This is a genomic window from Spirosoma pomorum (assembly GCF_054776615.1).
Map to the genome: position 1 here is coordinate 36372 of NZ_BAAHBP010000025.1, position 13983 is coordinate 50354.

10 protein-coding genes and 1 tRNA gene are annotated in these 13983 nt (G+C 47.1%); all 11 read left to right on the top strand.

Annotated features, from left to right (window positions below; genetic code table 11):
- Positions 1-4 precede the first annotated feature (4 nt).
- The 11 genes from ACYVAD_RS14800 (at position 5) to ACYVAD_RS14850 (ending at position 13879) form a co-directional block, all read left to right on the top strand.
- Complete coding sequence (locus ACYVAD_RS14800; protein WP_461140282.1) at positions 5-2410, top strand: M1 family metallopeptidase; 2406 nt, start codon at positions 5-7, stop codon at positions 2408-2410.
- Between the two features lie 86 nt (positions 2411-2496).
- Positions 2497-2570, top strand: a tRNA-Pro gene (locus tag ACYVAD_RS14805).
- 535 nt (positions 2571-3105) lie between these two features.
- Entirely contained in the window at positions 3106-3939 is an 834-nt protein-coding gene (locus ACYVAD_RS14810) for a MotA/TolQ/ExbB proton channel family protein (RefSeq protein ID WP_461140283.1), read from the top strand.
- A gap of 68 nt (positions 3940-4007) precedes the next feature.
- On the top strand, positions 4008-4634 hold the full coding sequence (locus ACYVAD_RS14815) for an ExbD/TolR family protein (protein WP_461140284.1): 627 nt from the start codon (positions 4008-4010) through the stop codon (positions 4632-4634).
- A 49-nt stretch (positions 4635-4683) separates the two neighbouring features.
- Positions 4684-5220 (top strand): ExbD/TolR family protein, encoded by a 537-nt coding sequence (locus ACYVAD_RS14820; RefSeq protein ID WP_461140285.1) that lies wholly within the window; start codon positions 4684-4686, stop codon positions 5218-5220.
- Between the two features lie 6 nt (positions 5221-5226).
- The gene (locus tag ACYVAD_RS14825) at positions 5227-6054 is read left to right on the top strand and encodes an energy transducer TonB (protein WP_461140286.1); all 828 of its coding nucleotides are present in this window, start codon (positions 5227-5229) and stop codon (positions 6052-6054) included.
- Positions 6055-6268: 214 nt separating this feature from the next.
- The gene (locus ACYVAD_RS14830) at positions 6269-7201 is read left to right on the top strand and encodes a PstS family phosphate ABC transporter substrate-binding protein (protein ID WP_461140396.1); all 933 of its coding nucleotides are present in this window, start codon (positions 6269-6271) and stop codon (positions 7199-7201) included.
- 87 nt (positions 7202-7288) lie between these two features.
- Entirely contained in the window at positions 7289-9043 is a 1755-nt protein-coding gene (locus ACYVAD_RS14835; protein ID WP_461140287.1) for a tetratricopeptide repeat protein, read from the top strand.
- A 179-nt stretch (positions 9044-9222) separates the two neighbouring features.
- Positions 9223-9810 carry an adenylate kinase gene (locus ACYVAD_RS14840; RefSeq protein ID WP_461140288.1) on the top strand — a complete coding sequence of 196 codons (588 nt, stop codon included), beginning with the start codon at positions 9223-9225 and terminating at the stop codon, positions 9808-9810.
- 40 nt (positions 9811-9850) lie between these two features.
- The gene (gene obgE / locus ACYVAD_RS14845) at positions 9851-10867 is read left to right on the top strand and encodes a GTPase ObgE (protein WP_461140289.1); all 1017 of its coding nucleotides are present in this window, start codon (positions 9851-9853) and stop codon (positions 10865-10867) included.
- 201 nt (positions 10868-11068) lie between these two features.
- Complete coding sequence (locus ACYVAD_RS14850) at positions 11069-13879, top strand: T9SS type A sorting domain-containing protein (RefSeq protein WP_461140290.1); 2811 nt, start codon at positions 11069-11071, stop codon at positions 13877-13879.
- Positions 13880-13983: the final 104 nt, after the last annotated feature.

Below are 13983 nucleotides of genomic sequence, written 5' to 3' on the forward strand. Positions count from 1 at the left end.
GACTATGAGAAACATAGTGTTACTGGCTGGTCTAACCCTTTGGTCAGCCACCTTGTTGGCCCAGCGACCAGCGGCACCAACCCAGAGTGCTAATACGCGTTTTGAACAGCTAGGCCCCACGCTGCCAACACCTAATACGTTTCGTACGGCCGCAGGGGCTCCTGGTAAGGACTATTTTCAGAACCGAGCCGATTACGACATAAAAGTCGAGCTGGACGATGCTAACCAGAAGATCATCGGGACCGAAACTGTTACGTATCATAACAACTCGACCGACGAGCTAAAATACATCTGGCTGCAACTCGACCAGAATCTGTTTGCCAAAGGGTCAACGGGTAGTATTACGCGGACGGGTACCATCAACGAGAGCGGCATGAGCTTCGGCGCTCTGCAGAATCTGACGTCGGTTCGGGAACGTAGCCAGCAGCAGGCTTCCGACAAATTCGGCTATAACATTACGTCGATTAAAGACGCGAAGTCAGGTAAAGCGCTGCCGTACACCATCAATCAGACAATGATGCGCGTCGATCTGCCAACAGGACTAAAGCCCGGTGGCAGCTATTCGTTCAACGTAGATTGGAACTACTTCATCACTGAGTACTACGGTCGTAGTGGTATGGAGTTTTTTGCCAAAGATGGCAACTACAACTACTTTATTGCCCACTGGTTTCCCCGTTTGTGCGCTTACAACGACGTGAATGGCTGGCAGAACAAGCAGTTTCTGGGTCAGGGTGAGTTTACGCTGATTTTCGGGAACTACAAAGTAGCGATCACCGCCCCAAGCGATCACATTGTTGGCGCTACCGGCGAGTGTCAGAATTACAAGCAGGTTCTTTCCGCTACGCAGCAGAAACGCATGGCTCAGGCTGCAAGCGCAAAAGCGCCGGTTGTTATTGTAACGCAGGATGAAGCGGAGGCTGCTCTGAAAACCAAACCAACGGATAAAGTAGGCAAGAAAACGTGGATATACACAGCTTCTAATGTTCGGGACTTTGCGTTCGCCAGCAGCCGTCGGTTTATCTGGGATGCCATGCAGACCGATGTATACGGCGACGGACATAAGATCTGGTCCATGTCGTTTTACGCTAAAGAAGGCAACCCACTGTGGGGCCAGTATTCGACCCGCGTTGTTGAGCACACGCTGAAATCGTACGGTAACCGGACCATTAAATACCCATACCCAGTTGCGATTTCCTGCCACGCTACCGCTGGTGGTGGTATGGAATACCCAATGATTTCGTTTAACGGTGGCCGCCCTGAGGCCGATGGTACGTACTCAGAAAGCACGAAAGCAGGCATGATTGGCGTCATCATTCACGAAGTAGGTCATAACTTCTTCCCAATGATCGTTAACTCCGATGAGCGGCAATGGACTTGGATGGATGAAGGCTTGAATACGTTCTGTCAGTATCTGGCCGAAAAAGAATGGGATTATAACTTCCCAAGCCGCCGGGGTGAGCCTCAGTACATTACTGATTACATGAAATCCGATAAGTCGGTACTGTCGCCTATCATGAGTTCATCGGATAACGTAATCAACCTAGGAGCCAATGCCTATGCAAAACCAGCCACAGCCCTGAATATCCTGCGCGAAACCGTCATGGGCCGCGAGCTTTTCGATTATGCCTTTAAAGAATATGCGCGTCGCTGGGCCTTCAAATCACCCGAACCAGCTGATTTCTTCCGTACGCTGGAAGATGCCTCGGGCGTTGATCTCGACTGGTTTTGGAAAGGTTGGTTTTACGGCGTAGAGCCTGTCGATCAGGAGCTGGCAGAAGTAAGTTGGTATCAGGTTGACTCAGGCAATCCAGAACTGACAAAAGCAGCCGCTCGTGCCGAAGCCAAACGTAAAGCAGGTACCATTGCCAAACAACGCGATGCAGCCACTCAGAACGAGAGCGTTGTTGCGGTAGATTCAAGCATGCGTGATTTCTATAATAGCTATGATCCATACGCTGTTACGGATGCTGATCGTAAAAAATACCAGGACTATTTAGCCACGCTGAGCGAACCAGAACGTAAGGCCATTGAAGCTGCTGACAACAATAATTTTTATACGTTGTCACTCAAAAACAAAGGTGGTGTGCCGATGCCGGTTATTGTTCGGATGCAGTTTGAAGATGGCTCTGATTCAGTAGCTCGCTTCCCAGCCGAAATCTGGCGCTTCAATGATGTGTCAATCAATAAAGTGATTGTCACAAATAAGAAGGTAACCCAGTGGACCCTGGATCCATTCTATGAGATTGCGGATATTGATGCTGGCAACAACTCATTCCCACGAGTAAGCCAGCCTACTCGTTTCCAGTTGTTTAAGCAGCAACAGCGTTTTGGCGGAGCCACTCAAAATCCAATGCAGCAAAGTCGTCCTGCACAGCCACCGGCGGCACAGGGCAGCAGTAACAAAAAATAAACTTGTAGCAAAGCCGGAAAAACGTCCATTTTTCCGGCTTTGTTTTTTCTATTTGTCAACAAAGCGACTTACTTTTGCAGTCCCATCGGGATGTAGCGCAGTCCGGTAGCGTGCTTGCATGGGGTGCAAGAGGTCGTGGGTTCGAATCCCGCCTTCCCGACTTTAAACCGTCAGAGTTCATCTGGCGGTTTTTTTGTTATATACATTCGGCAGCTTTGCCCCCTCCCTTAGTTACCTGCTTTTACGGACATATCATTAATTTTTCAATAAGTTGTGTGGAATCATGTTAATAGCTGCATCTTATTGTTGAAGATCTTCCAGAGCGAATATGTCTACTAAGCGTCACTTAACAATTATTTTATGAATAAAGCCCCTCCCTTGTTAATATCATGTTTGGCCTAACAGAATGAGAAGAGTGTCGATTTGCTGAGAAACAGTAGATTAACTGCAAAATGGTTAGCTTGATGGCAATCCAAGGAAATCAGATTTGTTCTATTATTTATTGGTGTACTTCCATAAAAAGAAAAAGTTTGGTTTATATGGTTGCGTTGTTTTCTTCTAAAAAAGCCTATTTTTGTGGAGGCTTCGGATTGTTTTAGTTAATTTTTTAACTGGCCAATCTGAAACAGTCTAAATTTTTCGCTTTTTTTACCGAGCAAACCAACTTTTAATTTTAACCCTACAGTCCAGTTCCAATGAAAACACAAACTCCTTCTCCAGCACCAGCCAAAGCAGCGGCACCAAAAAAGAAGTCGAGCGGTCTGAACCCAGCGTTCACGATTCCAGTCCTGTTAGTGATTGGTATTCTGACCTTCCTGTTCGTTTTCGGTGATGCCAGCCACTTTCAGGACGGTGATAACACGAAAGAGCCATTACCAGGTGATTATTTTGGTACCGTTTACAAAGGTGGCTTCATCGTACCTATTCTTTTCACCTGTTTCCTAACGGTACTGGTCTTCTCAATTGAGCGTTTTATCACCATCGGCCGTGCAAATGGTTCGGGTTCAATCGATGATTTCGTTCGGAAAGTAAAAAGCCAACTCGACAAAAATGACGTAGCTGGTGCGATCCAGGAGTGCGATCGTCAAAAAGGTTCGATTGGTAACGTTGTAAAAACAGCGCTGGTAAAATACCAACAACTGTCGACCGACACCGAGTTGAGCAAAGAACAGAAACTGGTTGCTCTGCAGAAAGAAGTAGAAGAAGCCACGACGCTGGAGCTCCCAATGCTGGAAAAAAACCTGACGATCATTGCTACGCTGGCTTCGGTTTCGACACTGATCGCTCTGCTTGGTACGGTACTTGGTATGATCCGTGCTTTCGCAGCCATGGGTGCTGGCGGTCAGCCTGACACCGGTGCTCTGTCGACGGGTATCTCTGAAGCCCTTGTAAACACGGCTCTGGGTATCGGTACAGCTGCTATCGCTACGATCATGTATAGCTACTTTACCAGCCGGATTGACGTTCTGACGTACAACATCGATGAAATCGGTCTGAGCATTCAGCAGAACTTTGCTGCTCATTACTAGGATTTCTTTTTAGTTGACAAAAACCGCCTGCCCGACCAACCGTTGGGCAGGCAGAAACTAACTCACTCATGCCTGCAGTTAAAGTAAAGCGCGCCAGTTCTTCAGTGGACATGACCGCGATGACTGATGTAGCGTTCCTGTTGCTGACATTCTTTATTCTAACCGCTCAGTTTAGATCTCAGGATGCTGCGTCAATCGAAACGCCTTCGTCTATCTCCGGTATCAAGGTTCCCGATAAGGACATCATGACTATTGGTCTGGGCAAAGACGGGAAAGTTTATTTTGGCGTTGATAGCCCTCAGGATCGTATTACGATGTTGGACAACATATCAGCTGCGAAAGGGCTCACTTTTACCGATAAGGAAAAGAAAGAGTTTTCGCTAATGTCAAACTTTGGTCTGCCTATCAACCAGTTAAAATCATACCTGGAATTACCTGAGGCTCAACGGGCACAGGTAAAGCAGCCAGGTATTCCGACAGATTCGACAGGAGCAGGCGCTACTAACGAGCTTAAGGATTGGGTATTTAATTCCCGGAAAGCTAATACTGGTCTGCGTATCGCGCTGAAAGGCGATAACCTGGCCAAATTCCCGGAGTTTAAGAACGTGCTGGCTACGCTTCAAGCGCAGAATATCAACAAGTTCAACCTGATCACTGGCACGGAAGCTCCGCCAGCTGGCTGGAAAGCTGACTAACCCACAACTTTAATTATTTAACCGTAATTAAAGCTAAACAAAAAAAGCCATGGCAGAAATTAACACCGGTGGTGGTGGTGGCAAGCATGATGGTGGTAAGGTACGGTCAAAGAAAGCGTCTACCCGTGTGGATATGACGCCCATGGTTGACTTGGGATTCCTTCTAATCACCTTCTTCATTCTAGCTACCACCCTGAGCAAACCATCTTCGATGACGCTCAACGTGCCGGACAAAACAAAGCAGGAAGAAACAGAACCCATCAAAGCGTCGAACGTAATGACGGTGTTTCTGGGAGACGACAATAAAGCCTATTACATTTTTGGTAAGGCTGCCAACGAAGACCCAGAGTTAAAAACGGTAGGGTATGGTTACGAATTCCGTCAAGCCATTCAGGAGAATGCCCGTAAGGTACCTGGAGACAAGTTCGTCGTAGTAATCAAGCCAACGAAAGCGTCAAACTATAAAAACATGGTTGACGTACTGGATGAGATGGCTATTACGAAAACCAAACGGTACGCGTTGGTTGATCAACTCACCCCAGAAGAAGTAAAACTTCTGAAAGACAAAGCAAAATTAGACGTATAATACACCATGGCAGAAACTCCAAACGACGCAACACTCGATGATATCGTGTTTGCGAATCGGAACAAAGCATACGGTGCTTATGCGTTGCGGACTGAGTACCCCAAAATTGTCACCCGCGCTCTCTTGATCGGTGGTGCCATATTCATCCTGGGTGTGCTTACCCCAACCATCATTACCGCGCTTGCTCCGGAAGAAGACGAACAGGCAATGGTAGAGGTAAATCTGGTAAACCTACCACCACCTCCACCAATTGATCCGAACGAGCCACCACCACCGCCACCACCACCGGTTGAAATGCCGAAGGTAAACACGGTGAAGTTCCTCCCACCTGAGGTAAAACCAGACCAGGAGGTACCTGAAGAAACGCCACCGCCTGCAGTTGAAGAACTGAAAGAAGCTGTAGCTGCCGAAAAGACTCAGGTAGGTGACCCAAACGCTGAGGAAGTTATTGCTGCCCCGGAGGCATCGGCTGCACCAACTCGCGTTGAGGTAGCTGTCGAAGCTGCTCCGAAAGAAGAACAAGTCTTCACGGTGGTAGAACAGCAACCTGAATTCAATGGCGGTATGGCTGCTCTTGGTCAGTACCTCAGCAAAAATCTACGGTACCCAGCAGCTGCTCAGCGGGCAAACGTAGCAGGTCGTGTATTCGTTAGCTTCGTTGTTAACACGGACGGTAGTATTCAGGACGTATCCGTACTTAAAGGATTAGGGTTCGGTACTGACGAAGAAGCGATTCGTGTAATCAAAGCAATGCCGAAATGGCGGCCAGGTAAACAGTCCGGACGTCCGGTGCGTGTTAAATATAACCTGCCGATCAACTTTACGCTGGAATAACCATTTATGCGTAGACAAAGTCGAGGCCCGGAGCGGTTAACACTGTACCTATCAGTGCTGGCTTCAATGGCGTATTTGGGAGGAGGCATCGGACTGATTGCCTCCTCTCAGTCTTTTAGCGTTTTACCGAACCCTTATATTCGTTATGGGCTGGCGGTATTGCTACTGGTGTATGGAAGTTTCAGAGCGTATCGGGCTTATCAAACTTTCAGAGATGATAGCTAAAAAATTATTACTGAGTGGAGTTACTCTGGCACTATTTGGCTGCGGTAACGGTAAACCACCGTTGGACAGCCCATCACAGGGTACGATCACAGTAGCTGCTGATGAATCTTTCCGTCCGCTCGTCACACAGTTAACATCGGCTTATGCCGGTATTTATCCAAACGTTCATTTTAATGTTATTTACAAACCTGAAACCGAAGCCATTAATACAATGCTTCGCGACAGCGCCCGGCTGGTTTTTACAACCCGGGAATTGACAAAGAGTGAACGATCGGTGCTGGACAAACGGAAAATCGAAGGCGACGTAGAAAAAATTGCAACGGATGGGGTGGCGTTAATTATTAATAAAGCCAACACAGATAGCTTGATTACCATGAACGAGCTGCGTAAAGTCTTCTCAGGCAGCATAAAATCATGGTCTGAGTTGAAAGGCGGTAACCAGTCAGGCGCCCTGACGCTAGTCTTCGACAATAACAATTCAAGTAATCTGGAGTTTGTTCTAAAAAAATTTGACGTAAAGGATTTGTCAAAACTGAGGATTTTTACAGTTCGTTCTAATCGGGAGGTTATCGATTTTGTCCGTAAAAATCCTACTGCGCTAGGCTTTATCGGCGTAAACTGGATTAGCGACGGCGACGAGCCACTGTCGGTTGAACTGGCCAAGAACCTACGCGTCATGGGTGTTTCAAGTAAAGAGAACCCAACCACTCGGGATGACTATTTTCAGCCATTTCAAGAGGATCTTGGCATGCAACGATATCCGTTACGTCGCCCGATTTACATCATAAGCCGGGAAGCACATCCGGGTCTAGGTGGCGGGTTAATTAATTATATTGTTCGTGACGCAGGCTCTTTGATTATTTATAAATTGGGGCTTTGGCCAACAATACCATATAATCGGGAGATAAAGCTTACAGACTAAGTAAGTTTTTTGCTTTAAAAGCAATTTTTTAGTTTTGCCTTTTGTTAAATAAGCATTAAACCATTTCATAATTCCAACCTAAAATACATGATGAACAAGCAAAATAAGTCGCTCTTAGCCATGCTGTTCCTTGGGGCTGCTGCTACCACTCAGGTAACGGCACAGGATCGTGCTGCGGCCCTGAAGGACGTAGAAGCAGAGCGATTCAACAAGGCTGAGCAAACACTGACCCAGCTGGCATCTAGCTCTCCTTCAGCTGAAAATCAGTTTTATTTGGGCTATGCTTATCTGAAAAGTGGTCAGATTGACAAAGCAAAGGCTGCTTTTGAAAAAGGCCAGGCTGCTGACGCAAAAGACCAGTTGAATAAAGTAGGTTTGGCCGGAGTCGCTCTAGCGAAGAAAGACCGGGCAACGGCGAAGACGCTGATCGATGAGGCAGTTGACAAGACAAAGAGCAAGAACGTTGAGGTTCTGTTGCGGGCTGGCGAAATGTATACTCTGTCTGATTCGACGAACGATCCGGCTGAGGCAATTCGCTTGCTGACGATCGCCGATGAACGCGACAAGAAGAACGAAAATGCTCAGATTGAGATGGCAATAGGCGATGCTTACTTCCTGAAGAACGACGGAGGTAACGCGATCACCAAATACGAAAACGCGCTATCTATTGATCCAAAATTAGCCGAAGCTGATTACAAAATTGGTCGGTTGTATCTCCGTGGTAAAAACTACAAAGAGGCTCAAAACTTCTTTAACAAAGCGATCGAGATCGATCCTGAGTTTGCGCCAACTTACTTGGCCTATGCGGATGCTCTAGCTAGCTCACGGGCTTACAAAGGTGCCTCTGAAAACTACGAGAAGTATGTTCAGAAAAGCGGTACAACTGACCCTGAGCGGTTATTAGATGTAGCTCGTTATTACTTCCTGGCGCAGGATTATCAGAAAGCTATCACCTATTTGGATCAACTGAAAGGGAAAATCAACAACCCAATCATTGACCGGATTTACGGATGGGCTTACTACGGCATGAATCAGCCTCAGCAATCAGTTGAATCGTTAAACAAATTCATTAGCGAAGCGCCTAATAAAGTAATTGCGGACGATTATAAGTATCTGGGCCGGGCGTACGGTATGATGAAAACGCCACAAGGTGATTCGTTAGCTATTGCCTATTTGGAGAAAGCAGCTCCGCTGGATACGGTTGACAACGTATATCGTGAGATCGCTCAGAAGTACTACGATACCAAGAAGTACGACAAAGCTGCAAGCACGTATGCTAAGGCTATCAAGAACGACGACAAGCCACAGAACAACGACTTCCTGTATATGGCGCTGGCTAACTACCAGTATGCGCCACGTGTAGGTCGTGATTCTACGGCAGCGCCAATGGATTCGGCTCAGATTGCAGAAACACGTAAGATGTATTACCTGCGTGCTGACTCAGCTTTCGCTGAAACAGCAAAACGGATTGAATCTATCCCAGGTAAAGGCTATCCAGCTGCTTATTACTATCGTGCTCAGTCTAACTACTATGCTTATCCACAAGCAGTAGCATTGACTAACAAAGCAGCAGTGCCTTATTACGAGAAGTTTATTGCTGAAGCTACAACGCCGAGAGACTCTACCGATAAGACTGACTATTCGCGTTATTTAGTTACAGCATACAAAGCCCTGGCAGCTTATGCTGCAGCAGATAAGGACGATGCAAAGAGCAAGGAGTACTTGAATAAAGTGCTTGCTATCGATCCTAACGACGCACAGGCTAAAGCAGCACTCGATCCGGCTCCTAAAGCAGCGACGAAGCCTGCTCCTAAAACGGCAGCGAAGAAAAGCACGAAATAATTCGTGACAAAGCAATGAAAAGCGTGGGATGAAAATCCCGCGCTTTTTTTGTGTCCATTCCTACGAGTTTTGCTAACGTAAAAACCTATCGTTGGCCTTTTTAATAAATTATTTTATATCAGTCAGCCTCGTAAATTTGCGAACACATTTTTAATCAATAGTTAACTCCGTAAAGCTTTATGCTTAACCTGGTTTTGTTTGGCCCTCCTGGTGCTGGTAAAGGTACCCAGAGTGAAAAGCTAATTAAGAAATATAATCTGGTTCATCTTTCTACAGGCGATCTTCTACGGTCTCAAATTGCAGCCGGTACCGAACTAGGCCTCCGGGCTAAACAGTTGATGGACCAAGGTTTGCTGGTTCCCGACGAGGTAGTCATTGGTATGATTGATTATAAACTGCGGGAAAACCAGGAAGCATCTGGCTTCATTTTCGATGGCTTTCCTCGTACAGTCAATCAGGCTATCGCTCTGGACACCTTGTTGACGCAGTATGATACGGAAATCACGACTATGATCTCATTAGTCGTTGAAGACGAAGAATTGATCCGGCGGTTGTTGAAGCGTGGTGAGACATCTGGCCGTCCTGACGACCGTGATGAGGAAACAGCTCGTCGACGCGTACGAGTGTACAACAGCGACACTATGCCCGTAGCTGATTTTTATGAGAAGCAGGGAAAATACCTGGCCGTTGATGGCATAGGAGATATTGAATCAATATTTACGGCCATCTGCCAAAAAATTGAGCAGGTAACCGTAAAAGCACAGTAAAGCAACGCTGGCTAATCAGCTAGCGTAATAAAAAAAAAGCATGGCTTCATCGAACTTCATTGACTACGTAAAGATTAACTGCCGATCGGGCGCTGGCGGAGCGGGATCTGTTCATTTTCGCCGAGAAAAGCACGTCCCTAAAGGGGGACCCGATGGTGGTGATGGAGGGAGAGGAGGCCACATTATTTTACGGGGTAATGCACAGCTATGGACACTACTCCATTTGAAGTACAGAAAACACGTTAAAGCTGGTAACGGCGTATCTGGAGAGGGAGGGCGCCGAACAGGCGCTCAGGGTGAAGATATTATTCTGGATGTTCCGTTGGGGACAATAGCCCGAGATCCGGAATCAACGAATAAACTGGCTGAGATTACTGAAGACGGGCAGGAAATTATTTTACTACCCGGCGGGCGGGGCGGCCTCGGCAACGATCACTTCAAATCCGCTACTCAGCAAGCTCCTGACTACGCACAAACAGGCGAACCAGGACGGGAAGAATGGGTTGTTTTAGAGTTAAAATTATTAGCCGATGTCGGGCTTGTTGGCTTCCCTAATGCGGGAAAATCGACACTGTTATCTGTCATGTCAGCGGCACGACCCGAAATTGCTGACTATCCTTTTACAACCCTTGTACCCAATTTAGGGGTCGTAGCTTATAGAGGGTATAAATCATTCGTGATGGCCGATATTCCCGGCATCATCGAAGGCGCTTCGCAGGGGAAAGGGCTCGGGCTTCGGTTCTTGCGGCATATTGAACGTAACTCGATTTTATTGTTTATGGTCCCTGCTAATACAGAAGATGTTCGGCAGGAATACAACACATTACTCAACGAGTTGCGGGAGTATAATCCGGAACTGATGGATAAAACCCGGATTCTAGCTATTACGAAAATAGATACCGTTGATACCGAAACGCTTGATGCGTTAAAAAAGAATTTGCCCCAAAAAGTCCCGGTTGCTCTTATTTCAGCGGTAAGTCAGATCGGATTAGATAACTTAAAGGATATAATATGGCAGCACTTGACAACTGTCGAGCCTGCTGACAACAACCAATAACCCTTGTTTCTTTCCATCTGACGGCACACACAGCCGGCGTTGACTCTTATGAAATATCTGTACGTAGCGGTCCTTTTATTTTTACTACCTTCTTTAGTTCTAGCTCAGATTCAAGTTTCGTTTCCTACAAGTCGAGCTGTTTTTCAACGTAACAACGCAAACCAAGCTACGTTCCGAATCTCAGGTTACTATACATCTACAGTGACCCGAGTAGAAGCCAGATTAGTGGCCCGGGATGGAGTGGGTACTACCACTGATTGGCGTGCGATTCAGAGTAATCCAACAGGAGGAGTATTTGCAGGGGATCTGACGGGTCAAGGAGGATGGTATAATCTGGAAGTTCGCGGCATGAACAACGACCAGCAGGTAGGCGCTACGTCGATTGAACGAGTTGGTGTAGGCGAAGTTTTCATCGTAGCTGGACAATCTAATGCACAAGGCGTTCACCAGGATGCGCCAAATCCGGGCAACGATCTAGTGAACTGCGTCAATTACCGCTATCCGGACAATGGATTTCCAAACGACCCTCCTACCCCCGTTTTTACTAAACTGGATAATACGTCGGGCTTTACAATTGCTCCCCGTGGTGTAGGCAGCTGGTGTTGGGGACAATTAGGCGACTTGTTGGTCAAGCGTCTGAACGTGCCAGTTATGTTTTTTAACAGCGCTTTTTCAGGAACGTCTTCGAAAAACTGGAGTGATAGCGCTCCAGAGGGCGGTATTGCCTACGGGTACATCTTTGGCGATCCTTATTTCCCCAGACAGCCTTACGTCAATTTAAAAATAGCGCTGCAATTTTACGCTAATACACTCGGCTTACGAGCAGTACTTTGGGAACAAGGGGAAGCGGATAACCTACTTAATACCCCAGCCCAGCAGTATGTTAGTTCCCTACAAGCTGTGATTGGGCAAAGCCGCGCTGATTACAATAACAACATGTCATGGGTAGTGGCCCGCGCTTCATACGGTGATTTTATCGGTCTAACGGATGCCAACATCATTGCGGCACAGAACACCGTCATCAATAGCACCGCTAATACATTCGCAGGTCCAGAAACGGACAATATTCAAATTCCGCGCAAACGTCCCCCGCTAGAAGACCCAGAAGGTCTTCACTTCGACAGAACAGGGTTAACTGAATTAGCTTCGGCCTGGAGCAACAGTCTGAATGATTCCTTTTTTCAGCGTTCAACACCCGTTGGCCCAGCAGCTGCTCCTACTCTGACTGTTGCCTGCGCCAATAATAATAACGTCAACATCTCGGTGAACGGCTCCTATGCATCCATCGTGTGGGAAACCGGCGAAACAGGTAATACAATTACCAAGAGTTCAGGGCTATACCGGGCTAAAGTCAAAGATGCTCGCGGTAACACGTTCTTTACGGGTCAAGCACGAGTAGCAGATTTACCGGTAGCTTCCGTCGTTAATAATCGTCCACCATCAGTGTGTATCGGCAGCAACTTATCGCTGACAACGAACTACGATAACGTTACCTGGCTTAATCAGCAAAACAATAGCTCGGTGGCTTCTAGCCGCGTCTTCACCACGACTTCAGCCGGTGCTTATTACGTTCGCTACCAGGATGTGAGCGGTTGTACGTTTACATCTAACGTGGTCAACGTAACCGTTAACCCCCTCCCGCCTATGCCAAGTATCGTGAATGATAAACCGACTACGTTCTGTCAGGGAGATAATACTGTTTTACGTATTACGAGCGATAACGTTCAGTACAACTGGAGCGATGGACAACAAGGAAAGGCAGTTACTGTAGGTACGTCGGGTAACTTTTTCGCGACGGTTACCGATCAGAATGGCTGTACGTCAGCCCGTTCTAATGGTATCGTAGTGACGGCTAATCCTGTACCAGCCAAACCTACCATTGCAACCAGTGGTCCTACGACCTTCTGTGCGGACCAAAACGTTACGTTAACCGCCCCCGTTGATTCCCTTTACCAATGGACCAGCGGTCAGACAACCCGTAGCCTGACGACTAATCAGGTTGGAACTTTCGCCGTTCGTACCATAAATCGTTTTGGTTGTGCGTCAGTTTTATCCGATGTAATTACTACGGTGGTAAACCCATTACCCGCTTCGCCAACCATTACTGCCTTAGGCACAACAACCTTCTGTGCTGGTAATCAGGTTACGCTACGTGGTGCCAGTAATAACAACATTGTCTGGTCGACAGGGCAAACCGGTGCCCAAATAAATGCCGTTGCATCGGGTAACTATACCGCTCGTTCTCAAGATCGGAACGGTTGCTTATCGCCAAATTCAAGTACCATTGTTGTCACTGTCAATGCACTGCCAGCAACACCAACCATTTTATCAAACCGGGGCTCTGCCATTTGTGAAGACGATCGGGCGACGCTGCGAGTAGAAGGTCCTTACACTGTTTTCTGGAACACAGGTGATTCAACTGCAAGTATTGTTGTCAATCGAGCCGGTACGTATTCAGCTAGAGTGCGTGATGTAAATGGTTGCGTTTCCGCTCAAGCCGGTTCAAGAGCCTTAGAAACTCGGCCTCTGCCTCCAGCGCCAACCGTAAATATTGCCAGCGTATATACACTACGTGCAGTTAGTTCGACGAACGGAACAGCCTTTCGCTGGCGTCGTGATAATGACTCACTATCGGCTCAAACGGAATACATCAAGGCTAGTCAATCAGGCCAGTATACGGCAAAAGCGTCTACGGTATACGCACAAACACTGACTTGTTTTTCGGTGGCTTCCGCTCCGTTGACATTCACTGTTGATCCCAGCAACCAAGGGCTCAGCATTTATCCGAATCCAAATCCGGACAAGATTGTGTACTTAGAGACGCAGAATGAGCTGACTAATGGTCTCATCACAGTCTACAGCCTGACTGGACAGCGCCTGGCGTATTTCTCGATTGCGACTTTTGGCGAGCGAAAACAAATTGATCTAACGGGTCTTGCTGTAGGTTCATATATACTACGCGTTCAAGCGGCTGATTTTGACGTATCGAAGCGAATTTTGTTGGGTTTGTAATATTCTCTATAATCTACCGTTTAATCAAAGAAATTAGCCCTAATTTTGCACTTTACCTAGATAGTTTCCTGACTGAAGATCTAAGGAAACCGAACCTCCTTCGA